The following is a 24,206-nucleotide window of genomic DNA, read 5'->3' as shown; positions in this document are numbered from 1 at the left end:
CTTCCTATTGTTCTAGAAATTTTCTTAATGCAAGTTCGTACCCAAAAGTTCCAAGGCCACTAATTTGTCCAATACATTCAGCCGCCAATAATGATTTATGACGGAAGCTCTCTCGTTTATGTATGTTAGAAATGTGCACTTCAATAACCGGCACATTTACTGCTGCAATGGCGTCTCGAAGTGCAACACTTGTATGCGTATAAGCTCCAGGATTAAAGATAATTCCGTTTATCCCTGTATCTTCTGCCTCATGGATCCAATCTATTAGTTCCCCTTCATGATTGGATTGTCGAAAATCAATAGTAGAGCTAAATTTTTCTGCTAGCACCACTAGCCTTGTTTTAATATCCTCTAATGTTTCCTTTCCATATATTTCAGGTTCACGTTTACCTAATCGATTTAAATTTGGTCCATTTAGCACAAGTAATTTCATGTAAAAAGCTCCTTATTTGCATATTTTTCCTTTCTTTATTTTATCACAGTGTCTTTATAGGGCAACTTATTTCGTTTCTCGAAGTGAGCTGCTTTGAAATGATAAGTTGCTGTTTCAAATACAAATCGAGAAGTCATAATAACGGTAACAATAAATGGAATTGATAACTTTTTAAAGGAAGATAGTTCAGCTGGTAAATCTTTTATTATCCATTCAGCTAATAGTGCAATTACACCTCCGATGACAAGTGATGTTACAAATGGTGGAACTAATGCTACATACTGCATGATTAAGTACAAAATAAAAAGAATAATAAAGAGGACAATCAGTAAAAAGAACCATCGAACTAAACCATGACTTTGCTCTAGTACCCCCCATTTCTCTGCATATCCTACTGGATTCCATTTGATAAAATGAAATAAGTTTAAAAGTTTAAGCCCAACGGCAAGAAAAATTGATGCTGCCAAACTAGTCACAAATGCTAAGTAAAACATAAAATACACCGCCTTTTTTCAAACAGTTTCACCAATAAATAATTTTCATATGCGTACCCGTAGTGCTTTTTATAAAAATTTAGTACAATAAGAACATTCCTATATTCATATTTTAAGAGAGTGGTGTAAATATTGAGCAGTCAAACACCTGTGTATGGAGGACAAGCACTTTTAGAAGGTGTCATGTTTGGGGGAAAAGACCATACCGTAGCGGCTATTCGTCGAAATGACAATTCGATAGATTATTTTTATGCAAAAAAAGAAAAAAAACCAATTTATCAAAAGCTAAAAAAGATTCCTTTTGTCCGTGGGAATATTGCTTTACTTGAATCAGCAGGTCTTGGATCGCGTCATTTACAGTTTGCAAGTGACCGTTATGAGGTAAACCCAGGAGAAGAAGAAGAGAACGAACAAGAACTTTCAAAACTACAAATGATTCTTGGTGTCGCTGTCGTTGGTATCCTATCCTTTCTATTTGGTAAATTTGTCTTTACATTAGTACCTGTATTTTTGGCAGAATTATTTTCTCCATGGGTTTCTGGAAAAACCGGACAAATCTTATTAGAAACTGGTTTTAAGTTAATATTATTGTTAATTTACCTATATTTTATATCTTTAACGCCAATTATTAAACGCGTTTTCCAATACCATGGTGCTGAACATAAAGTTATTAACTGTTATGAGGCTGGTTTGGAATTAACAGTAGAGAATGTTCAAAAACAATCCCGTTTACATTATCGTTGTGGATCTAGTTTTATTTTGTTTACGGTTATTATTGGGATGTTTGTTTATTTCTTCTTCCCAACTGATCCACTTTGGTTACGTGTTGTTATTCGAATCTTACTAATCCCTGTAGTATTAGGAATTTCATTTGAAGTATTACAAGCAACAAATGCTGTACGTGACATTCCTGTATTAAAATACTTAGGTTATCCAGGACTATGGTTACAACTGTTAACAACAAAAGAGCCACAGGATGATATGGTAGAAGTATCAATTGCATCGTTTAAAAAGTTACATGAAATTGAAAAAGACCCTATGGTAATTAGTGACATTAACCACGACTAAGTGAACTCGAGTTTAGCCTTATGCTAAACTCGAGTTTTTGTTTGTAATTTTTTCGTAAGTATATTTATATCAAAAAATCTTTTTCCTCTTATTTACATAATGCTATAAATTAGATAAGATTACCGTATTATTCGCATAGGGGATTATCAGATGGAAATTGATATTATTAAAATTATTGTATTAATCTTTTTTGGATTTGTAGGCGCTTTTATCAATGCGATTGTTGGAGGTGGGGGTCTTATTACGCTTCCAGCCCTTCTTTCGGTGGGTCTTCCCCCCTCAGCTGCCATTGCAACGAATAAACTTGCTGCGTCAATGGGAAATTTCACAAGCTCTTTAACTTTTTTAAAAGCAGGAAAAATAGATTTAAAATTAATCGGACCAATCTTGCCGCTTGTCTTTATCTTTTCAATGATTGGGGCTTGGACTGTACATCTTATGCCGCCTCAAATGTTAAAGCCTCTAGTTATTATCATGTTAATTGTCGTGTTAATTTACACTTCGTTAAAGAAAGATTGGGGTCAACTTGAAAATCGAAAAGAATTCACTTGGAAAAGAGGTATTCTATTTTTCTCTAGTCTTGTTTTACTTGGTTTTTATGATGGGTTTTTCGGGCCCGGTACTGGTTCTTTTATTATCTTTATCTTTTTAATTATGGGCTTCGATTTTTTAAAAGCAGCTGGAAATGCCAAATTATTGAACTTTATAAGTAATTTAGCTGCCTTAATTATGTTTTTAATATTAGGGGAAGTTAATTATACATACGGTTTCATTATGGGGTTATCTATGATTGCAGGTGCATTTATTGGAACAAGATTCGCCCTAAAGAAAGGCGCTACCTTTGTGCGTGTTCTATTTATAGTAATGACGATTATTTTAATTATCAAAAATATTAATGATTACTTTTCTGAATAAGTTAAAAAAAGCGGCATAATCCCTTTGATAAGGATCAGCCGCTTTTTAATTATCTTATAAGCCACATTTTAATTGTGCACCGCAACTTGTACAAGTATTACAGCCACCAAGCTCTTCTACTGTACCTTGACGACATACAGGGCATGTATTTCCTACTTCAGACCCTATTGTTACATTTGTAGATGTTAATGGCGCGATTGTTTCAACTAAAACTACAGGATGTTTTTCTTTCACTTTATCTTCTTGAAGTTCTTCAAAAGTTAATTGTTCATCATGAGAAGATTCAGCTTTTAATGTTAGGACTTGTGAATCACGGCTTCCGTCTACGTAAACCGTACCACCTTTAGCTCCACCTTTATATAAACGCTCGTACACTTTTTGAACTTGTTCAACAGTATAACCTTTCGGTGCATTTACCGTTTTTGAGATGGAAGAGTCAACCCAACGTTGAATAATACATTGAACATCAGCATGCGCTTCTGGTGTTAATTCCATTGAAGAAATAAACCAATGCGGTAAATTGTTTTCTTCTGCCGCTGGATTAGCATCTAAATACTCTTTTACGATTTCTGCTTTTACTTCAATAAATTTACCTAAGCGTCCAGAACGATAGTATACAAATGAGAAATATGGTTCAAGACCAGTTGCAACTCCAACCATCGTACCAGTAGAACCAGTTGGTGCCACAGTTAATAAATGTGAGTTACGAATACCATTTTCAAGTACTCCTTGGCGAACATGTTCAGGCATTTTTTGCATGTAACCAGTATTTATAAACGCTTCTCGTAAACGATTAGTTTCTTCTTCTGTTTCACCTTGTAAGAATGGGAAGCTTCCACGTTCCTTACCAAGTTCAATTGAAGTTTCATATGCTGTTACAGCAATTGCCTCAAACACTCGATCTACAAGCTCGTTTCCTTCTTCTGAGCCATATTCTTTTTCACAGTAAATAAGCAAGTCTGCTAATCCCATAACTCCAAGACCAACTCGACGCTCACCTAAAGCTTGTTTTTGATTTTCATCAAGGAAGTATGGTGTTGCGTTAATTACATTGTCTTGCATTCTTACACCAATACGCACTGTTTCTTTTAGTGCTTCATAATCAACTGTTTTTGTTTCTTTCATCGCAAATTGTGCTAAGTTTACAGCTGCTAAATTACAAACTGAGTATGGTGCAAGTGGTTGTTCACCGCATGGATTAGTCGCCACAACTTTTTGTCCATATGCACGAGCATTAGTCATGTCATTAGCATTATCGATGAAGAATATACCTGGCTCAGCAGCATATGTTGCACAAATATTAATTAGGTTCCAAAGCTCTTTTGCACGTATTTTACGATAAGTACGTACGCGGTAGCCCATTTTTTCCCACTCACGAACATCTCCAACTTCATGCCACTTCTCATTGTAAATGGCCATTTCTTCTGGCGTATAATTCGCTACATCTGGGAAACGAAGTTCGTATTCGTCATCATTTTCTACTGCAGCCATAAAATCTTTTGTTAACGTAACTGAAATATTGGCACCAGTTAAAAACTCGGAATTATGAACACTATACGTTCCACCATCACGTAATTTTGCTTCAGCATCTTTAATGATTGCTTCATTAAATCCGCCTAGACCTGGTATGCTTTTATAATTTACGATGCCTTGGTACATTGCTTCTTCTGATTGCGTTAAAGGCTTGAATTTAAGTTTTTCTTTAGCTAGTCTAGAAATTAGCTCGTCTTCTGTATTTTCAATTAAATAGCGTAAAATACGTGGATTTTGCATTTTAGAGATAATGAATTCCACAATATCTGGATGCCATTCTGCTAGCATAATCATTTGAGCGCCTCTTCTTGAACCACCTTGTTCAACGAGATGCGTTAATTTAGCAATATCATCTAGCCATGATACAGATCCTGATGATTTACCATTTACTCCGCGCGCTAATGTATTACGTGGTCTAAGTGTTGAACCATTTGTACCAACACCACCACCACGACTCATAATTTCCATAACTTGTTTGCGGTGATCACTGATACCTTCACGGCTATCTGGAACAAATGGCATTACATAACAGTTAAAGAATGTTACGTCAGTTTCTGAACCAGCTCCATATAAAACTCGACCAGCTGGAATAAATTTTAAGCTAACAAGCTGTTCATAAAACTTATTAAACCACTTTTGTCTATTCTCTTCTGTTGTTTCTACTGAAGCTAATCCTGTTGCATTACGTTTTGCAATTTGTTCATAAAATACTTCAAGAGGCTTTTCGATAACGTCTAAGGACCTTTCAATAACACCTGTTTCTTGTTCTTTTGGATTCTCCAATACATGTCGGTACTCTTCTTCAATTAAGATTTCTGCTTTCTTTGCAGCAAGGTTAATTGATTGAATAAACCCTAAACCACGTGCTGGAAATTTTGGGTCTTCTTTAATTGTTAATACAACAAAGTCACCTGGTTTTAGTGTTTTCTTTTCCGTATCCTTAAACGAATACCGATCGATCATTACTAGTCTAGATACACCTTGATGTGTGATGTGCATGTCTTCCGTAATCGGATGAACTTGAGGAAATTTCTCGATGTCTTTGTTTAGTTGATCTACGAGGATGGTTGCTTGTTTTTCATTTGCTAATACCATCTTCCAGCCTCCCTTTGCGAATCTATTCTATTTTTTATATTGACTCTTTCCCTAAAACGTTACAATTCAAACACAATATATAGTGTATAAGTAAAATTCGAGGTACTAGATGTTGTAAATATTATTGTCTTAGAAAAGATTACCTCATAATAAAATAGTATGCAAGGGTTGATTTTTTTTAGAGAATGTTTATAGAGTTAAAACCTAGCAAATATATGCATTTCTCATGAAGAAAAAATTTTTTCTGACAAATGAAGACGTATGTTCGCATAGTTATTTTCTAAAATTCCACTCATCAGTTAAATATTTTTTCTCTTCTAGTGACTCTACATATTGTTTTTGTTTTTCTGTTAATTCATACGGTACTAATTCTATTTCTAAGGCCTTTTCAAATCCTGCTTTAAATGCTTTAACACAATCTTCTATAGTAATATGACGGTCTGTTAAATCATTAATTGCAACAGCTTTATCCGGCAATCTTTTTTTCATTCTTTCACGAACCGCATCAGATGAGAAATTAAAAAGGGATAAAAGCTTATCTTCGTCCAAATCAAGTAATATTGCACCATGTTGTAAAATTACCCCTTTTTGGCGAGTTTGTGCGCTACCAGCAACCTTTTTCTCTTCTACTACTAACTCATACCAACTTGGGGCATCAAAACAAACAGCACTTTTTGGATTTTTTAAATCTTGCTTTTTTTCAGCTGTATCAGGAACACTAAAATAAGCATTTAAACCTAGGTTTTTGAATCCCTCTAACAGTCCTTCACTTAACACTCGGTATGCTTCCGTAACCGTTACAGGCATGTCTGGATATTCTTCTGAGACGATAATACTGTATGTTAACTCAGAATCATGAAAAACTGCTCGTCCACCAGTCGGTCTTCTTACAAATCCTAATTGTTGATCTCTAATTGCCTGTAAATTAATATCTTTTTCGGCGCGTTGGAAATAACCTATTGATAATGTAGCGGGATTCCACTCATAAAAACGAATTACTGGAGGAATCTCTCCATTACTATGAAAATCTAACAAAGCCTCATCTAATGCCATATTATAGGAAGGTCGACATGGACCTGAATTAATAAAATACCATTTAGTTTTCATAATTTCATCTCCTCACAATCTATATCATTTTAACAAACTCATTGGACTATATCCACTTTCTCTTTTATAATAAAAGATGTAGAAAGAAAGGAGAAATAACGCAGTGATCGACGTACTTTATACTATTGCAATTGTACTAGGAATCATCATCGTGTATGTTCTAGTAAATATGCTTCGCTTAAAAAAAGCAGTGACAAACTTAACACAGGAAGAATTTATTCAAGGCTACCGTAAAGCCCAATTAATTGATGTTCGTGAGGTAAAAGAGTTTGATTCAGGACATATTTTAGGTGCACGTAATGTCCCATCAACTCAATTACGTCAACGTTACAAAGAAATTCGTCCTGACTTACCAGTTTACCTTTACTGTCAAAATTCTGGTCGTAGTGCACGTGCTGCGATTTTCTTAAAGAAAAAGGGTTATAATCAACTTTACCAGCTTCAAGGTGGATTCAAATCATGGACTGGAAAGGTGAAAACTAAAGCTTAGTTATAAAATTACATTCGTCTAAGAGAAACACTAATCTTGATTCATGTAAATTTCAAATCTAATAAGCTATTCCTTTATTCATTTTGGGTAATCACCGAGTAATAGCATATTGATATAAAATCGCTTATAATTGCACCCTTTTGAAGACAAAGTTATTTAAGCGTAGAGTGTATTCCAAAGATAAACAAAATCCTTTATGGGAGTGACCTTCCTTAAAGGATTTTTTCTATTTTTACGTCATTACAACACTTATAGTAAATAACCTATTTTGACCTTTCTTACTTAATTAGATCCATTTTATATAGTAGAAACTCATATATTTTTTCATATTGACGTTTTTTGTTTGTAGAGCGGTTTAATTACCGATAATTCTCTTGCCTTCTATAAAACAGGTTATTGCTATAATATTTTGACAAAAAAATGTACCAATTGGCTAAATGCTAATTGGTACATTTTTCACTTTTATACTAATGCTTCTTCTTTTTGATAACGTAACACTGGTTGACGAGCAGCACGTGTTTCATCTAAACGACTGATAACTGTCGTATGAGGCGCTTCTTGAACGATTGAAGGATTTTCTTCAGTTTCTTTAGCAATTTGAATCAATGCATCACAGAATGCATCTAACGTTTCTTTAGACTCTGTTTCTGTTGGTTCAATCATCATACCTTCCTCAACATTTAATGGGAAGTAAATTGTAGGTGGATGATATCCGAAATCTAGTAAACGTTTTGCAATATCTAAAGTACGCACTCCTAATTTCTTCTGACGACGACCTGACAATACAAATTCATGTTTACAGTGTCTATTATATGGTAGATCGAAGTATGGTTCTAAACGACGCATCATATAGTTAGCGTTTAATACTGCATATTCTGTAACAGCTTTTAATCCATCAGGACCCATTGTACGAATATACGTATAAGCACGTACATTAATACCGAAGTTACCATAATAAGGTTTAACGCGACCAATTGATTGTGGGCGGTTATAATCGAAATGGAAAGTACCATCTTCTAATTTAACTAAAACTGGCTTTGGTAAGAATGGGATTAAATCCGCTTTTACCCCAACAGGACCTGAACCAGGACCGCCACCGCCGTGTGGGCCAGTAAATGTTTTGTGTAAGTTTAAGTGTACACAGTCAAAGCCCATATCGCCAGGACGTGCTTTACTCATAACAGCATTTAAGTTTGCGCCATCATAGTAAACTTTCCCACCTACACTATGAATAATATCAGCCATTTCTAAGATGTTTTCTTCGAATAAACCTAATGTATTAGGATTTGTAAGCATTAACGCCGCTGTATCTTCACCTACAACGCGACGTAAATCTTCTAAGTCAACTAAGCCATTTTCATTTGATTTTACAGTAATTGTCTCAAATCCAGCTACAGCAGCAGATGCAGGGTTAGTCCCGTGTGCAGAGTCTGGAACAATAACTTTATTACGATGACCTTCACCGTTTGCCTCATGGAATGCACGGATCATCATTAGAGCTGTCCATTCACCATGTGCACCAGCAGCAGGTTGTAAAGTTACTTCATCCATACCAGTAATCTCTACAAGAGAAGTTTGTAATTCATATAATAATTCCATTGCACCTTGAACAGTCGATTCATCTTGTAATGGGTGTACATTCGCAAAACCTGACATACGTGCAACGTTTTCATTGATTTTTGGATTGTATTTCATTGTACAAGACCCTAATGGATAGAAGCCAGAATCGACACCATGGTTACGTCGAGATAGTGCAGTATAGTGACGCATAATATCTAGTTCAGAAACTTCTGGAAGTTCAGCTTCATTTTCGCGAACATACCCTTCTGGTAAAAGTTCCGCTAAATCGAAATCTTGAACATCTAATTCTGGCAAGCTATAGCCAACACGACCGTCTTTAGACAATTCAAAAATAAGTGGTTGGTTTTCGTTATGCATTGTAAGCCCCCATTTCTGCAACCAATTGATCGATTTCTTCTTTTGTACGCAATTCAGTTACCGCAATTAGTGCATGGTTTTCTAATTCTGGATATACTCGGCCTAAATCAAAGCCACCAATTATACCTTTTTCAATTAATTTTTTATTTAGTTCAGTCACAGATTGATTTGTTTTAACAACGATTTCGTTAAAGTGTGCACCTTGGAATGGAACAGTAAATCCTGCTGCTTCAAAGGCATTTTTAGCATAGCGAGTTTTTACAATGTTTTGTTTCGCCATTTCTTGTACACCTTGTTTACCCAAAGCAGTCATCGCAACAGACGCTGCAAGAGCTAATAAGGCTTGGTTTGAACAAATATTTGATGTCGCTTTTTCACGACGAATATGTTGCTCACGTGCTTGTAATGTTAGTACATAACCACGACGGCCTTCTTGGTCTACTGTTTCTCCAACTAAACGACCTGGAACTTTACGCATTAACTTTGTTGTAGTTGCAAAGTAACCGCAGTAAGGACCTCCAAAGCTTTCCGGAATTCCAAAAACTTGTGCATCCCCTACAGTGATATCTGCACCTAATTTTCCAGGCGGTGTTAACACACCAAGAGCAAGTGGATTAGATGAAACAACGAATAAACCTTTTGCTTCGTGAGCAATTTCACCAATAGTTTTGATATCTTCAATTTGACCAAAGAAGTTTGGATATTGAACCATCACTGCAGCTGTTTGATCATCAATTAATCCTTTAAGAGCTTCAATATCTGTCACTCCATCTTTTGTTGGAACGTTTACAATCTCAATTGATTGACCATATGCATAAGTTGTTACAACGTCTCGATATTCTGGGTGAATGGCATCAGAAACTAAGATTTTTTTACGTCTCGTATGTCCTGCAGCAAGCATTCCAGCTTCTGCAAGTGAAGTTCCGCCATCGTACATTGATGAGTTCGCTAAATCCATTCCTGTAAGTTCGGCAATCATTGTTTGGAACTCAAAAATTGCTTGTAGCTCACCTTGAGAAATTTCCGGTTGGTAAGGTGTGTAAGCAGTGTAAAACTCTGAGCGAGAAATGACATGGTCAACAATGATTGGCTTATAATGGTTGTAAATTCCGGCACCTAAAAACGAAACATTAGACTCTGTATTTTTATTTTTAGTCGCAAGCTGAGATAGTTCTTTCAGTAGAGCAGACTCAGATTTTGCTTCCTTAATATTATATAAACCATTAAAACGAACTTTTTCTGGAATATCGGCAAAAAGTTCATCAATGCTCTCTACACCGATTGTTGAAAGCATTTCATTTTTGTCTTGTTCCGTCATCGGTAAGTAACGATGTTTCATTAAAGTAACCCTCTTTTCATTTTATTTTGAACGTTTATAGAAAGGCGTTGATACAGTGATAGCTTTAAGTCGTTTATTACGAATCTCAACTTCAACTTCAGTTCCTAGTTCAGTGTATTTTGAGTCAATTAATACCAAGCCGATGTTTCGCTTAGTTAATGGAGATTGAGTACCAGTTGTGATTTCACCAATTTGTTCTCCATCTTTAAATACTTTATAGCCATGACGTGGAATTCCTTTATCAATCATTTCAATTCCGACTATTTTTCTAGCTAATCCAGCTTCCTTCTGAGCCTTTAGTGCTTCTTTGCCAATAAAGTCGCTTTCTTTTTGTAGCTTTACAGCAAAACCTACACCAGCTTCAAGCGGAGTAATATCTTTTGATAATTCTTGACCATATAATGGGAGACATGCTTCAAATCTTAAAGTGTCACGAGCACCTAAGCCAGCTGGAACGACACCTTGTTCTTTACCAGCTTCTAAAATTTTCCCCCAAAGATCTATAATCGCGGAAGGTTCACCGTAAAGTTCAAAACCATCTTCCCCTGTGTATCCACTACGTGAAACTAATACAGCTTGTCCAGCAATTTCCACATTCTCTTGGAATTTAAAATATTTAATTTCAGATAAATTTGTTGATGTTAATGTTTGAAGAACTTGTTCTGAAAGCGGTCCTTGCAAAGCAATTTGTGCATAATCATTTGATTTATTTACAATCTCTACATCACCTTCAGCTTGCTGTTTCATCCAATCAAAGTCTTTTTCAATATTAGCTGCGTTCACACATAATAAGTAACGATCTTCGTCAAGGCGATATACTAAAAGGTCGTCAACGACACCGCCATTTTCATAGCACATTAAATTATATTGAGCTCCACCAATTGAAATTTTAGAAATGTCATTTGATAACAGTTTCTGTAAATAGCTAAGAGCATCTTTACCTTCTACAAAGATTTCCCCCATATGGGATACATCAAATAGACCAGCACTATTGCGGACTGCATCATGCTCCTCTTTTATTGAAGAAAATTGTACAGGCAACTCCCAGCCACCAAAATCAATTGTTTTGCCACCATATTTTGAATACTCATCAAATAGCGGTGTTCTTTTTAGTTCAGTCCCCATTATGATCCTCCTTAAAATTCACAGTACTAAGTTACAAATGCATAAGGGATTCAAATGTGCATAAAAAAAGACAGACGAACCCCTCATGTAATTGAGGAATTCTCTGTCCTTGTACCTGAAAGTTACACCTACTCTTAGATGAATGAAACTATTGCCTCTTTTTATAGGTACCTGAAATTAAAACAGGTCGGTCTATACGAAAGATTGGCAATGCTAATCATAGGCTTTCCCCTTTGGTGGCTGCTCTTGCAATATAACAGCGCTCTCCAGAGTTGCGTCCTGTACGAGTCTTTTTGCCTGAGAGATTCATAGTATTCCTATTTGCTCCTTCGGCGACGTTTTTAACGTTCTCTCCCCGTACAATCATCCGCTCATTGTATTCATTATTCAATGTACAATTCAATACTGTTTCTTGCCTATATCCTAACATTGAACACATATAAAAGGCAATCCTTTTTTAATTCCAAACAAAAGACGAACATTTATTAGCAGTAATCAAACATTATTCGCCTTTTAAACGATTCACTTGAAAACCAATATATTCAACGATTTGTCTGATTGTACGACCTTCAGTTAAAACTTTGATATGGCCAGAAATTCGATAAAATTTTCTTCTGTTATTGAACAGCTGTTCAAGATCTTCTCTCGTAGAACTTTGAACAATTGGTCGATTTTTGTCATTTTTTACCCTTGTATAGATATCATCAAATGTGGCGTCTAAGAAAAAAACCAATCCTGTTCTTCTCATAATTCTTCTATTTTCTTCATTCATTGCAACTCCACCACCAGTTGCAATGATGCACGCCTCATTTCGAAAATTACGTAAAAATTCAGTTTCTAATTGCCGAAAATAAGGTTCACCAAATTTTTCGAAAATTTCAGGGATCGACATTCCCTCGAGTCTAACAATTTCATGGTCCATATCATAATATGGCATTTTTAAAAAATAGCTCAACCTTCGCCCGATTGCGCTTTTTCCACACCCCATAAACCCGACTAAGTAAATTTTCCGCATGCTTCCACCTTCTTACTACCATAAGATTATCCTATTTATTACTAATTTCTTCTAGTAGGTTTATGGTAGCACGAACATTGGCGAATTCCAATGAATTATATACTTTTATTTGCGATTCAAATGAAAATATATAATAAAAAATAGTTAGCATTGTAATAAATAACAACATGATAGCAATCGGGAACATTACACCACGATTATCCTTCAGTATGTGGTACAAAAAAAGTTCTCTCCTTTTTCAGACCATTTATAAACTCCACCCTTATTTCAACAAAACCTTGTTCTAAATTAAATTCAACATTCTTCACTCCAACTAACATCGGTACATGACCTTTTCGCTCAACTTGCTTGCGTAGTACCTCATTACTTTGGTTAATTTGCACTTTATCATCTGAGTTGGCATAAGTTAATTCAATGCCTCTCCCACCTTGCTCAATTGCAATGTCAGAGATATCATCAAAATAATTCTTAAAGTCATAAGTAAACATTTCCCAACTAACATGTTCTTTCGTAAATATTGAAATATTAAGTTGGTTTATCCAACTGTAGAAAAAAACAATAAATGACATAAACATTAAGAAGGTAACTAAATGAATCAAGGCCTCTAACAATGTGAAACCACTTTGATTCAATTTGTCTATTCTCCAGGATTGATACACTTTTCCCTAACCTCATCTAAGTTAATATATTGAATGCAGATTTGTGTTCCGTCGTAATTCCAATCATACTTAACTCCCTCTATCGTTTCAGAACCAGAAAAAATAGTTGCATTCAACACTATCTTCGCAGCTTGATAACCTACCTCAGAAGCATGTAGTTCAAGTTTTTCACTATTTAATGTACTTAACATTTGATAGCTTAAAGGTATCAAGGAGATAAATACCGTGAGAAGTATGACTAATGTTAACAATGTTTCAACCAATGAAATACCTTTATCATTCAACAAATTTCATCCGACCTTTTTCAATATAAATCATTAATTCTTTTGTACCATGGGGCGTATAAAAAATGAGTTTCCCAAAACGTAGAATATCGCCAACTGATGTAAATGTGATGATTTTCAAGTTACTATATTTATTAAATGTAATACCATCTGGGAAATCTCTCTTTATGAAAGGATCTGTTGGTTGATGATAGACTCGATAATGGTTTTCCTCAAAGGAAACATAAGTAGTTTTTTTAGTTTCAATAGCATGAGATTGTATACTTTGTAAATCTAACAATAGTTGATTAATAAACAGATCTGTTTCTTGCTTCTCTGTGTATTTAAATGATAGTTGGAAAATGACAGATGAAATCATTCCCAAAATGAACAAAACAAGTAACATTTCAATTAAAGTAAAACCCGCACTACTTTTTAATTTACTAATCATTATTTTCTAACTTACCAGTTGTATCTTCTATCGGGTTACTTGAAACAGTTACATTACCAGTGTCATCAATACTAACTGGATCTCCATTAGGACAAGTAGCTTCTACATCTTTACTTAAATACCCGTCAGTCTTTAACGTTGTAATAGAATCTGGATACTTCTTTTTGTCGATTTTATAGGCCTGTACCTGTCCTTGCACCATTTTAATATAGGCATCACAGCCCTTTTCATCGATTGATGTAAAATGTTTTGATACATTAGGAACTGTAATTAAAATTAAAACAGAGATTATTAATAACACGATTAACATTTCAACTAGCGTAAATCCTTTTTCACTTTTTAACACGATTAAGTTCACCTCTTAAATAATTTCAATAAGATTGTACATGGGGAGAAGCACACTTAAATATGCTGCAATAATGCAGACTGCTATAAGGATAAAAAATAAGGGCTGAACAACTGCTACGCTTGTTTTAACGATGGATTGAAGCTTATCGTCAAGCAATTCACAATACAGTAACAATTCCCTCCCAAGATAGCCACTTTTTTCGCCATGTTTAATAAACTCCTCAAACTTTGGAAAGAAGCACGACAAAATTAACGCAGCGTTTGACAAAGAATCACCATATATAATTCGCTTTTCAAGTTTGCTCATAATGTAGGACAGATGTAGATTTAATTGTTGTTGTTTAAGAATTTGAAGTGCTTGCTGTAATGAAAAACCGCTAACGATTAAATTTCCTAAAGATCGTCCAATAGTTCTCGTTAAGTGCAATCTATAAAAGTAATTGACAATGGGAATTTTTAATAATAATGCAGACTGTGCCTCGATGGATTGTTTTTTTAATCCATAGACGGAAAGTAAAACACAGAAAATTACCAGCATACCAAATATGAGGATGAAGTCTGGTAAATGTAGAAAGAGATTTGAGATCCAAAGACTTGAGGATACATGATTTGTGGTCCTTGAATTAATGATATTTTCAAGATTTGGGAGAAAAAATGTACGAAATGCAAGAAAGATCCCAAAAATAAATATAAGCAATACTATAGGATAAATTAAAAGTTTCCCCAATTTATTCCGCATCATTTCATTGAATTCCATTTGAATTGCTACATTTTTCAATGCTAACGGTATCCCTCCACTATCTTCTGCAATTTTAATTGCAACCAAATAATGTTTGGGGATAGAAAAGCTTTGTAAAATATCGATTATCTGGCCACCTCCTCGAAATTTTTCATCAACATGATTTTTCCAATAGTCAACATCGTCTACATGGTAAGGTAATAGCATTTGAATTGAATCTGAAAACGTATATCCTTCTTGAAGTAATATGCTTAGGCGTCTCAGTAACGAGGATAGGTGATTTATTTTTTTTACCTTTTTTCTATAAAAAAGAAATGATCTAATATTAAGAAGTTGTTGATACATGGCTTTTATTCACCCCAACTGCCTGCACTTGGAACTGCAAAGTTTCTTGTAATGGAAGTTTGTACTCCTGTCCTCCCATCGCAGTTGCTAATGCTTCATATAAATAAAGATCACTCAATATCTCATAAATCGCTTTTCTTTCTTCAGATTGCCCAACTTCAATTAAGCATTGTGCGGCAATGCCAATAAGTGCTTGTCTAATTTCTTCAATTGAAATACCTAAGTCCATTAATCGATATAGACAGTTCACAGAATCTTTAGCATGTATTGTTGATAACACTAAGTGGCCAGTTAATGCAGCCTCAATTGCTATATTTGCAGTTTCCCTATCGCGAATTTCCCCTATCATAATAACGTCAGGGGAGTGACGTAAAATCGCTCTTAGTCCAGCAGCATAAGTGATACCTGCTCTTTCGTTTACTTGTATTTGAAGCAGATGAGATTGACTACTTTCCACAGGATCCTCTAATGAAATTACATGTCTAGCCAGTGTTTCACTACAATAATTGACTAATGAATACAACGAGGTAGTTTTACCTGAACCTGTCGCACCACAAAATAATAAAAGCCCCTGACGACTATGGACAAGATTCAATAATTTTTCAGCTTTTTTAGGATGATAACATAAGGAAGAAATTGGATATGAGGAATTTTGAAGCATTAACCGAATGACAAGACTTTCTCTCTGGAAAACTGAAGGTAGAGTTGAAACACGAAATGCATATATTTTTTGCAAAAATTCCTTATGAAAAGAACCACTTTGAGGTTTTCGTTTTTCGCCGATATCTAATGAAGATAAAAATTTAAAGAAACTGATCATACGATCTCCAATCTCAAAGGGAAGATCACCCGCTGGAAATAACTTTCCATACTTTCTAAAATGGATTAGAAACTTTTCTTTCGTAGGAACAAGATGCAAGTCTGACGCACCAAAGTGCAAAGCCTTCAGTAATAATTGTTCGCTTTTACTTTCCACTACTGATTCGATTTCCATCATTCATCACCTCATTTTTAAATTACGTGACCGCAAATCGTAACTAAGGAAAGTATAAGATGATAAATTGGATAAGAAAACCTTATCCTTCATATTTTTTATTTGGGCGCCTTAAAGATATCGAAACACAAAATTTCATCTTAATTGATAAATATTTTCATTCATACCTACCATTTCTCACTAAGAAAAGATAAAATAAAATTACAAGTTCTGTAATATTAAACCAATTAGGAGGTGGAATTTGTTGATACATCCATTAAAGGTGACAAGCACTTTGGCAGATAAGACTCGCTATCAGATTTACGAATACATGTTACAACAAAAGAAATATTTTACAGTTCAAGATATAGCTACACAATTTGACATTCACCCAAATGTTTCTAGACTTCATTTAACAAAGCTGTCAGAAATCAATTTAATTACAGCGGATTATGTCAAAACTGGTAAGGGAGGTCGCCCTGGACGAGTTTATAAGGCATCAGAGGAAGGAATTGTTCTAAGTTTTCCTAAACGAGACGAAGGGCATTTACTGAAGTGGACGTTACAAATAATTAAGGATTACGGTTCAGAAGCATTAGAAAAAGCGAAAGCAATTAGTTATCAAGATGGTTTTGAAAATGTAAAAGAAACTTTCATCAAAGAAAAAATAACGAAAAATAGCTTAGACTTTAATAATAAATTAAATATATTAGCAAATGCTTCTTCGATGATAGGATATTTCCCTCAAATTAGTGAAACAGATCAAGGAAAGAAAATTATCTTTACAATCTATAATTGTCCATTCAGAAACCAAATTCAAGAATATAATGAAATTGTCTGTGCTTTACATGAGGCATATTTACAAGGTCAAATAGACGCTTTATTCTCTGAAAACGAACTACTCCAAACAGAAAGCATGGTTCATGATTGTGAGCTTTGTCAGTATAAAATTCTCATTCAAGAACCATCATTACTATAGCTACCAATTGTTTGTCACAAATAATATGAGAAGTAGCAGTTTACATTATTATTGGAAATCATTTATAATAGTAATGATATTATGCGTCGCATGGCAAAAGGAGGGAATCTTCATGGGCAATATGTATAAAGTTATGGCTTTCTGGACAGGTATTTTTGCCGTTATGTTCTACCTTGGTGATATGTACGAGGTTTCGCTATTATTCGTTGGTAATTCTGTATTATTCCTTTTATTAGGCTTATTAAACCTTTCAGAACGTATGTACATGTACATTTTCGGTGCGTATTTAACAGTTTTCTTTGCAGGATTTACGTACTATACTACCTTCATTCACGTACCAGGTGGAGGCCACTAATAAAAAACATCGACTGATTAGCAGTCGATGTTTTTTTATGAATGCATTTACAACACATTTACAAATTTAAAAACCATGTAAAAATGGGTTCATTTCCATTTCTACTCCAGGTGTTGTATAGTCACCGTGTCCTGGATAAATAATTGTATCTTCAGGAAGAATTAATAACTTTTCATGAATAGATTTTAAGAGCACTTCCATTGAACCACCAATTAAATCCGTTCTTCCTATACTTCCTTCAAACAAAGTATCACCTACAATAGCAAAACCATCATTTTCAAAAATATAAGACACACTACCAGGTGAATGTCCAGGTGTAAAAACTGCTTTGAAAATAAAATCTTTAATTTCAAATATTTGTTCGTTTCGTATGATATGTTCTTTTTCAGGCAATCCTACAATGTAGTTGGGCAGTTCCGCATATTTTGCAGATCCATTTTTCGATGGGTCTGAAAGCCAACTAACTTCTTTTTCATGGACAAATAATGGTAAATTAAACGTTTTTCTTATATCGTCAACTGCACCAATATGATCAAAATGTGTGTGCGTTAAGAAAATTGCTAGAGGATTTAAATTACTTTTTCTTACTTCTTTTATTATTCGCTCTGATTCTTCCCCTGGATCGAATATAAGACATTCCTTTTGCTTATTACTAACGATATAACAGTTGGTTTGAACTGGTCCTAAACTTAGAGATTTTACATTCAACAACTTTATCACCTCAGGGAATATTATACATGGAAGTAGTTAAAATAAAAATTATAAATGTCCGTTCTATTAAAATGCAAGAATTTTCCTCGACAAAAGAAGTTAGGTGCTTTAAAATAAAGAAGGAATATTGTTTACGACATTCATTTTTCTAATGTCGAAAGGAGTGTTTTTTTAATGAACTTATTAATGGTTATTTTTGCTTTGATAGCAATCCTTTCAGTTGTTAGTGTATTCCGTTCTATTAAAGAAAAAAATATTCTTTCTTTAATTTTTGGTGTTGCAGCCGCTGCTATTTTCGGTTGGTTCGTCATCATGACTGTTTTAAATCAAGGTTATCCACCAAAATTACACTAATTAGCTTGAAAAAACGAGGGGCTTTTACCCCTCGTTTTTTCTATTTATCATAATAAAAAGACGTAGCGAGAAGGCTACGTCTTTTATATTTATTCTAATGATTCATGTTTTAAATTACCTGTTTCTTCATCATAGAAACGCAATAAATCTCCATTTATGATTTTATCAGAATATTCTAGTTCGACTGATGCACGCTCAATATAAGGTTGACATGCCTCAATACCAATTTCTTCTCCTGTATCACGGTCATAACATACTTCACTCGCATACACGTACTGATCTGTTATAAATCGACCATCACGGAAAATAACAAAGTCTTCATGTTCTTCGGAGAACAAATCCGCACCTAATTGCATATCGTTCGATGTATCAATACCTAGCAGATGTAAGATAGTCGGTCTTAAATCAATTTGACCCGCTGTTTTATCTATTACTTCACCATCTCCTGAACCAGGTACATGGATAAATAATGGCACTGACTGAAGTAATGCACTGTCATAAGGTGTAATCTCTTCCTTATTTAAGTACATTGACATCGCCTTATTATGGTTTTCTGAAATACCGTAATGATCACCGTACATTACAATAATTGAATTATCATATAGGCCTTTTTCCTTCAGTTCGTCAAAGAATACTTTTATCGATTCATCTAAATAACGAACTGTTTGGAAGTATCTGTTTAATGTACCCGAATTCGAATTATATTCAGGAATCATAATATCTTCTTCATCTAAATAAAACGGATAATGATTTGTTAGCGTAATCATTCTAGAATAAAACGGTTGTGGCATTTCAGTCATTAAATCAACAGATTGCTCAAAGAACGGAATATCTTTCAAACCCCAGTTAACTGAATTTTCATCTGTGACTTGGTACGAGTCAAGATCATAGAATTTATCAATATTTAAGGATTTATAAATCATATCACGATTCCAAAACGATTTATTATTAGAGTGCATGACATTAGAAAAATAACCATTGTTACCTAAACTCTCTGCCATTGAATTATAGGTATTTCCACCGTGGGTAAAAAATACTGCCCCACGTCCTAATCCAAATAAAGAGTTCTCAACTAAAAATTCAGCATCAGACGTCTTTCCTAGCCCTGTTTGATGGTAGAAGTCACTAAAATAATAAGTGTCTTTATCGCTAGTTAAAGAATTTAAGAATGGAGTTACCACTTCCCCATTCATTTCATTATTGATTACGAAATTTTGTAAAGATTCTAATTGAACAAGAATAATATTTCGTCCTGCATATTTACCAAACATTTCTTCATTTACAGCTGCTTGATTGGCTTGAACATAGTTATCTACTTCTACAAGTTCACTACCATCAGCCAATGCGCGTTGAGCAGATGATTTTGATTGGATATATATATCATATAAATGATAATTATATGTCCCAATATTTTTCACTAATAGTTCTCGGTCAAAACTACGTGTTAATAATTGTGGACGTTCACTTTCTGCTAATCCTAAGTTCAAGAATAATACCGCAAGAGAGAGTACAAAATAAGCACGGCGTACTTGTTTACGGACTTCCATTTTCCCTTCATATTTTGGCATAAACTTCATTACTACTAGTAATAAGATAATGTCAACAAAATAGAGAATATCTGTCCAATTGATAATTTCACTAATCGAAGTACCTAATTCACCAAAATTACTTGTTTGGAACAAAACAGGTAAAGTTATAAAGTCATTATAGAAACGATAAAACCCAACGTTAGCAAAAAGTACAATTGATAACAAAGTACTAACCGTAATAATATAACGATTTCTCGCTTTTGACGTTTTTAAGAATAACGATAAACCATAAATAAAAAGTAAAAAACTAAGAGGATTGATTAGTAAAATCAATTCCTGCATTGGATTTTCGATTTTCATATCAAAACTTGTATGGTATACAATCGCTGTTTTAATCCATGTAGCAATAATTGCTAGAGCTAAAATCGAATGTTTAGGCCATTTAACTGATTTCATTCCTAACATCCTCCTAAGATTACAAAAATTAACGTAGAATAACTAATTTACAAATTTTTTACAAAACTTAAAACAAAATATATCTTAATCTTTTTTACAAAAATATGCAAGGAAAACATAAACAGCTTTACAATTAATAGGAATGTTAAAATTATTTCCCTAACAATCTTAAAATCTTCTATATAATATTTACGACTTATTTACAAATAGGTTCCCAAAATAAAACAGCGGAAAAAATTCCACTGTATGCCTTAGTTTACATTAAGTTTTAAAGTCGAAAGTAATGTATACTATAACAACTTATTATTATCAAATCAATAATCAATTTTTACCAGATTTAATTTTTGTTGCTTCTTGGCGTATTAATAATAACGCCATTTGATAATCCTTTGTATCCATTACTCTCGCCTTATAAAGTTCTCTTATTTCATCTTCCATTAATATTAGATCACCTATTCGATCTCTTGTGTAGATGTATGTACCATACTGTTTCAATAAATCATATATATCCTTCATCGATTTCATATGAACTCCCCTTTCAATTTCTCAGGCAATCAATGCGATCTTGTTCTGTAATTATAATATCTACAGGTATATCATGTGCTTCTTTTGGAACTTGATGAGTCAATTGCACTGTAAAAGCAAGAGAAATTAAAGTGCCATCGTAGTTTTTTAAATAACGATCATAGTATCCTCCGCCGTAGCCAATACGAAATCCTCTAAAATCATATACAATTCCAGGTACGATTATTACATCAATTTCAAGTCGATCGACCATTTGTGTTAATTCGATAATTGGCTCCTTTAAGTCCATGTACACTGTTTCTAATTGCTCAAAACTTGTAATTGCATAAAAAGTCATAGATCGATCTGATGGATTACATTTAGGAACAACCACCTTTTTACCTAGACCCCATAGTTCTTCTATAACACTTAGTGTATCTACCTCAGGGTATTTAGATATGGTAAGAGCAATTGTTTTCGCTTCTTTAATAGACTTTTCTCTTAATAGACGTTTTTTTATATTTTCAGAGAAATCTCGATGTTGCTCAATTGTTATTTCGGTTAAAGTGGTATTTACTTTTTTACGCATTTCTTTTTTGTTCATTCAGCATCACCTTAAGATTTATTGGAATCTGGAATAAATAATTAATTATGAATATGTATATTTTAGCCGAAAATATGTAAAAAGCCAAAACCACAAGTGGTTTTGGCAATAATGAGCATTATTTTGTTTCACGGTGAAGAGTGACTTTCTTCTCGCGAGAGCAATATTTTTTGAATTCAAGACGCTCAGGATTGTTACGTTTGTTCTTTTTAGAAATGTAGTTACGTTCGCCACAATCTGTGCAAGCTAAAGTAATGTTTACGCGCATTATTAACCCTCCCACTCTATATTAAAAATTGTATTAATTGAGCATGATTTATACGACTAAATCATTATAACATAAACTCAGAAAAAATCTAGCATGATTTATAATTTGATTATGTTAAAATAATTAATAATGCCAAACTAATGGAGGACAACACGTGGACTTATCGATCATCATAATGCTCGTTGGCATCTTTTGTATTATTGGGTCATTTTTCTTAAAGGATCCGGCAAAAAAAGTTGAAAAGGATTTAGAGGAATTATCAATAGGTATTTATCAAGAAACTAATGCACTTAAGAGAAGATTAAAGGTTGTAGAAGAAGAATTGTTACTTGACGCAAACTTTAAAATAGATACTTCAAAAACTACAACAAATCCTAAAAATTCTTTCGACTCATATAAACAACCGACAGCTTCTACTAAACACCCAATTAACTATTCAGGTTCGAATACTTCAAAACCGGTAAATGAAATTTTAGTAAGACAAGTCATTGAATTAAACAAACAAGGCTATCCGATTGTTGAGATCAGTAAAATGTCAACTTTATCAGTAGAACAGATTCATACTATACTAAGCGGTGAAGGAGGAAAAAGATGAAACGCTCTTCCTTACGCGCTTTCGGTATTGCTTGTTTTATCATCGGATTGCTTTATGCCTTAAGTGAACAATGGAATATTCCATTCATTTCACAAGAAAAAAACACGAATTCAATAAAATATGAAGAACAAATTGCTCAGCTTGAACAAAAACTTATCGAAGCCAATAAACAGATTACTCAATTAAAAGAACAATCAACTAAAAAGGAAAATCTACAAACCTCTGCCCCTTTTACTGAAAAAGACCATGAAATTGAGGGTAGTACTAGCACAAAAAATGGCGTTGTTTACGGTACACTTTATATTTATTCTGGATTAAAACCAGCTGATGTTGCACAGAAATTAAAAGATATGGGCATTGTTTCAAATAGTGTTCAAATGGAGCTGTTCTTAGCACAACCGGAATATGCAAAAACAATACAAAAAGGACAGTTTGAATTAAATTCCACAATGACTGTTGAGGAAATTGCAAAGATTATTACTGGAGATTCAAATAAGTAGGTTGGAATAAATATAGCTTTCCAACCTACTCTTCTTTTTTAAAATAAGAGCGAACATACGATGCAAATTGCCTTGTTACAGCACTCATAAATCGATTAGTTTTATAAGCGACCCCTATTTGTCGTTTGCAATCATTTGCATCAACTTGAAGAATCTTCAAATTATATTGCTCAATACCTTTAATTAACGGAATGAGCGATACGCCTAAACCACTTTCTACTAGACTTGCAACCGTATGAATTTCCTCACCTTCAAAGGCAACATTTAATTGAAAACCCTCTCGTCTATATAACTCATCAACTGTTTGACGCAAAGAATTCCCTTTTTTTATTGAGATAAATGGAAGTTCTGCGAATTCGGATAGTTTTACCCTATCTTTATTAGCTAATGGATGCTGACTTGGTACAATTAAAAATAACTCTTCATCCCAAAGCCTCTCCCATACCACATCATTGTTTGTATCTAGTGAAGAAATTAAGCATAGATCAAGCTCACCTTGTTCGAGCTTTTTCATTAACTCACTTGAGTTACTTTGTGATAACTGAAATTTCATTTTAGGATATACTTTCTTCACATCTGTCATTAACGAAGGTATCACTTCAAGGCCTAGCGTATGCATAAAACCAATTGACACTTCCCCTTGACCAGGCGCCACAAGATTTAGTAAGTCTTCTTTCGCTCGATCGTATTCTTGCAAAATAAATTCAGTACGCTCCAAAAAAAATTTCCCGTAACGATTTAATTTAATCGACCGTCCATTTCTGTCAAATAGTTCTACACCAAGGGACTCTTCTAATAATGAAATCGATTTACTTAATGCTGGTTGAGTTATATGTAGATCAGCAGCAGCACGAGACATATTTTCGTACTTAGCAACTGCTCTAAAATAATGAAGCGCAATAAAATCCATTTCGACGGCTCCTTATAACTTTTATTTATATATCAGATAAAAACAATGAATTATCTTTATGTAGTTATTCTTATTATAATGAATTGAAATGGGATGTTCAAAAAAATGTCA

The 24,206-nt window shown here is 34.0% G+C and carries 28 protein-coding genes and 1 riboswitch; of the genes, 8 read left to right on the top strand and 20 right to left on the bottom strand.

Going from position 1 to position 24,206, the window contains the following annotated elements:
• Window positions 1-4: 4 nt before the first annotated feature.
• Window positions 5-433, bottom strand: a complete 429-nt coding sequence (gene aroQ, locus JOD29_RS01860) for a type II 3-dehydroquinate dehydratase (RefSeq protein WP_124761954.1) — start codon at window positions 431-433, stop codon at window positions 5-7.
• Between the two features lie 35 nt (window positions 434-468).
• On the bottom strand, window positions 469-927 hold the full coding sequence (locus tag JOD29_RS01855; RefSeq protein ID WP_124761956.1) for a hypothetical protein: 459 nt from the start codon (window positions 925-927) through the stop codon (window positions 469-471).
• A gap of 132 nt (window positions 928-1,059) precedes the next feature.
• Here JOD29_RS01855 and JOD29_RS01850 point away from each other — a divergent pair, with 132 nt between their 5' ends.
• Both JOD29_RS01850 and JOD29_RS01845 read left to right on the top strand, forming a co-directional pair.
• Window positions 1,060-1,995, top strand: a complete 936-nt coding sequence (locus JOD29_RS01850; protein ID WP_124761958.1) for a DUF1385 domain-containing protein — start codon at window positions 1,060-1,062, stop codon at window positions 1,993-1,995.
• Between the two features lie 150 nt (window positions 1,996-2,145).
• Entirely contained in the window at window positions 2,146-2,910 is a 765-nt protein-coding gene (locus JOD29_RS01845) for a sulfite exporter TauE/SafE family protein (protein WP_124761960.1), read from the top strand.
• Window positions 2,911-2,964: 54 nt separating this feature from the next.
• Here the strand turns inward: JOD29_RS01845 and JOD29_RS01840 are convergent, their stop codons facing one another.
• Both JOD29_RS01840 and JOD29_RS01835 read right to left on the bottom strand, forming a co-directional pair.
• Window positions 2,965-5,538, bottom strand: coding sequence for a vitamin B12-dependent ribonucleotide reductase (locus JOD29_RS01840; RefSeq protein WP_124761962.1), 2,574 nt, complete (start codon window positions 5,536-5,538; stop codon window positions 2,965-2,967).
• A gap of 273 nt (window positions 5,539-5,811) precedes the next feature.
• The gene (locus JOD29_RS01835) at window positions 5,812-6,645 is read right to left on the bottom strand and encodes a lipoate--protein ligase family protein (protein WP_124761964.1); all 834 of its coding nucleotides are present in this window, start codon (window positions 6,643-6,645) and stop codon (window positions 5,812-5,814) included.
• Between the two features lie 106 nt (window positions 6,646-6,751).
• On the opposite strand from JOD29_RS01835, the gene JOD29_RS01830 reads away from it, so the two are divergent.
• The gene (locus tag JOD29_RS01830; RefSeq protein WP_124762669.1) at window positions 6,752-7,135 is read left to right on the top strand and encodes a rhodanese-like domain-containing protein; all 384 of its coding nucleotides are present in this window, start codon (window positions 6,752-6,754) and stop codon (window positions 7,133-7,135) included.
• 462 nt (window positions 7,136-7,597) lie between these two features.
• On the opposite strand, the gene gcvPB is transcribed toward JOD29_RS01830, so the two are convergent.
• The 10 genes from gcvPB to comGA all read right to left on the bottom strand — a co-directional run bounded on the left by gcvPB (window position 7,598) and on the right by comGA (window position 16,354).
• Window positions 7,598-9,073: an aminomethyl-transferring glycine dehydrogenase subunit GcvPB gene (gene gcvPB / locus JOD29_RS01825; protein ID WP_124761966.1), complete on the bottom strand. Its 1,476-nt coding sequence runs from the start codon at window positions 9,071-9,073 to the stop codon at window positions 7,598-7,600.
• Window positions 9,066-10,412, bottom strand: a complete 1,347-nt coding sequence (gene gcvPA, locus JOD29_RS01820) for an aminomethyl-transferring glycine dehydrogenase subunit GcvPA (RefSeq protein WP_124761968.1) — start codon at window positions 10,410-10,412, stop codon at window positions 9,066-9,068. Before gcvPA ends, gcvPB begins: the two co-directional genes overlap by 8 nt.
• A 21-nt stretch (window positions 10,413-10,433) precedes the next feature.
• Entirely contained in the window at window positions 10,434-11,537 is a 1,104-nt protein-coding gene (gene gcvT / locus JOD29_RS01815; RefSeq protein ID WP_124761970.1) for a glycine cleavage system aminomethyltransferase GcvT, read from the bottom strand.
• A 275-nt stretch (window positions 11,538-11,812) separates the two neighbouring features.
• A riboswitch (glycine riboswitch) is annotated at window positions 11,813-11,904 on the bottom strand.
• Window positions 11,905-12,039: 135 nt separating this feature from the next.
• Entirely contained in the window at window positions 12,040-12,552 is a 513-nt protein-coding gene (locus JOD29_RS01810) for a shikimate kinase (protein WP_124761972.1), read from the bottom strand.
• A gap of 197 nt (window positions 12,553-12,749) precedes the next feature.
• On the bottom strand, window positions 12,750-13,184 hold the full coding sequence (gene comGF, locus JOD29_RS01805; protein WP_124761974.1) for a competence type IV pilus minor pilin ComGF: 435 nt from the start codon (window positions 13,182-13,184) through the stop codon (window positions 12,750-12,752).
• 5 nt (window positions 13,185-13,189) lie between these two features.
• Complete coding sequence (locus JOD29_RS01800; RefSeq protein ID WP_124761976.1) at window positions 13,190-13,495, bottom strand: hypothetical protein; 306 nt, start codon at window positions 13,493-13,495, stop codon at window positions 13,190-13,192.
• Window positions 13,488-13,925, bottom strand: coding sequence for a competence type IV pilus minor pilin ComGD (gene comGD, locus JOD29_RS01795; RefSeq protein WP_124761978.1), 438 nt, complete (start codon window positions 13,923-13,925; stop codon window positions 13,488-13,490). Before comGD ends, JOD29_RS01800 begins: the two co-directional genes overlap by 8 nt.
• Window positions 13,918-14,271, bottom strand: a complete 354-nt coding sequence (gene comGC / locus JOD29_RS01790; RefSeq protein WP_124761980.1) for a competence type IV pilus major pilin ComGC — start codon at window positions 14,269-14,271, stop codon at window positions 13,918-13,920. Before comGC ends, comGD begins: the two co-directional genes overlap by 8 nt.
• A gap of 15 nt (window positions 14,272-14,286) precedes the next feature.
• Entirely contained in the window at window positions 14,287-15,357 is a 1,071-nt protein-coding gene (gene comGB / locus JOD29_RS01785) for a competence type IV pilus assembly protein ComGB (protein ID WP_124761982.1), read from the bottom strand.
• Window positions 15,338-16,354, bottom strand: a complete 1,017-nt coding sequence (comGA, locus tag JOD29_RS01780) for a competence type IV pilus ATPase ComGA (RefSeq protein ID WP_124761984.1) — start codon at window positions 16,352-16,354, stop codon at window positions 15,338-15,340. The genes comGB and comGA overlap by 20 nt, the downstream gene beginning before the upstream one ends.
• Window positions 16,355-16,595: 241 nt before the next feature.
• Between comGA and JOD29_RS01775 the strand changes: the two genes are divergently transcribed.
• Together JOD29_RS01775 and JOD29_RS01770 are read left to right on the top strand one after the other, a co-directional pair.
• The gene (locus tag JOD29_RS01775; RefSeq protein WP_124762671.1) at window positions 16,596-17,309 is read left to right on the top strand and encodes a helix-turn-helix transcriptional regulator; all 714 of its coding nucleotides are present in this window, start codon (window positions 16,596-16,598) and stop codon (window positions 17,307-17,309) included.
• Window positions 17,310-17,421: 112 nt separating this feature from the next.
• On the top strand, window positions 17,422-17,664 hold the full coding sequence (locus JOD29_RS01770) for a DUF2626 family protein (RefSeq protein ID WP_124761986.1): 243 nt from the start codon (window positions 17,422-17,424) through the stop codon (window positions 17,662-17,664).
• 66 nt (window positions 17,665-17,730) lie between these two features.
• Here JOD29_RS01770 and JOD29_RS01765 read toward each other — a convergent pair whose 3' ends face one another.
• Entirely contained in the window at window positions 17,731-18,375 is a 645-nt protein-coding gene (locus tag JOD29_RS01765) for an MBL fold metallo-hydrolase (protein WP_124761988.1), read from the bottom strand.
• Window positions 18,376-18,549: 174 nt separating this feature from the next.
• Here JOD29_RS01765 and JOD29_RS01760 point away from each other — a divergent pair, with 174 nt between their 5' ends.
• Window positions 18,550-18,729, top strand: coding sequence for a DUF2759 domain-containing protein (locus JOD29_RS01760; protein WP_124761990.1), 180 nt, complete (start codon window positions 18,550-18,552; stop codon window positions 18,727-18,729).
• 89 nt (window positions 18,730-18,818) lie between these two features.
• Here the strand turns inward: JOD29_RS01760 and JOD29_RS01755 are convergent, their stop codons facing one another.
• From JOD29_RS01755 to rpmG, 4 genes are all read right to left on the bottom strand, one after another.
• Window positions 18,819-20,714: an LTA synthase family protein gene (locus tag JOD29_RS01755; protein WP_124761992.1), complete on the bottom strand. Its 1,896-nt coding sequence runs from the start codon at window positions 20,712-20,714 to the stop codon at window positions 18,819-18,821.
• A 321-nt stretch (window positions 20,715-21,035) separates the two neighbouring features.
• Window positions 21,036-21,239 carry a YqgQ family protein gene (locus JOD29_RS01750; protein WP_124761994.1) on the bottom strand — a complete coding sequence of 68 codons (204 nt, stop codon included), beginning with the start codon at window positions 21,237-21,239 and terminating at the stop codon, window positions 21,036-21,038.
• Between the two features lie 13 nt (window positions 21,240-21,252).
• Window positions 21,253-21,822 carry a 5-formyltetrahydrofolate cyclo-ligase gene (locus JOD29_RS01745; RefSeq protein ID WP_124761996.1) on the bottom strand — a complete coding sequence of 190 codons (570 nt, stop codon included), beginning with the start codon at window positions 21,820-21,822 and terminating at the stop codon, window positions 21,253-21,255.
• A gap of 118 nt (window positions 21,823-21,940) precedes the next feature.
• Window positions 21,941-22,090, bottom strand: a complete 150-nt coding sequence (gene rpmG, locus JOD29_RS01740; protein WP_124761998.1) for a 50S ribosomal protein L33 — start codon at window positions 22,088-22,090, stop codon at window positions 21,941-21,943.
• A gap of 154 nt (window positions 22,091-22,244) precedes the next feature.
• Here rpmG and JOD29_RS01735 point away from each other — a divergent pair, with 154 nt between their 5' ends.
• Both JOD29_RS01735 and JOD29_RS01730 read left to right on the top strand, forming a co-directional pair.
• Complete coding sequence (locus tag JOD29_RS01735) at window positions 22,245-22,685, top strand: hypothetical protein (protein WP_124762000.1); 441 nt, start codon at window positions 22,245-22,247, stop codon at window positions 22,683-22,685.
• On the top strand, window positions 22,682-23,185 hold the full coding sequence (locus JOD29_RS01730; protein WP_124762002.1) for a hypothetical protein: 504 nt from the start codon (window positions 22,682-22,684) through the stop codon (window positions 23,183-23,185). The genes JOD29_RS01735 and JOD29_RS01730 overlap by 4 nt, the downstream gene beginning before the upstream one ends.
• A gap of 25 nt (window positions 23,186-23,210) precedes the next feature.
• Here the strand turns inward: JOD29_RS01730 and JOD29_RS01725 are convergent, their stop codons facing one another.
• On the bottom strand, window positions 23,211-24,095 hold the full coding sequence (locus tag JOD29_RS01725; protein WP_124762004.1) for a LysR substrate-binding domain-containing protein: 885 nt from the start codon (window positions 24,093-24,095) through the stop codon (window positions 23,211-23,213).
• Between the last annotated feature and the right edge of the window lie 111 nt (window positions 24,096-24,206).

Source organism: Lysinibacillus composti, from assembly GCF_016908465.1.
GTDB classification, from domain to species: Bacteria; Bacillota; Bacilli; order Bacillales_A; family Planococcaceae; genus Ureibacillus; species Ureibacillus composti_A.
This window is presented reverse-complemented; position numbering and strand designations above follow the sequence as displayed.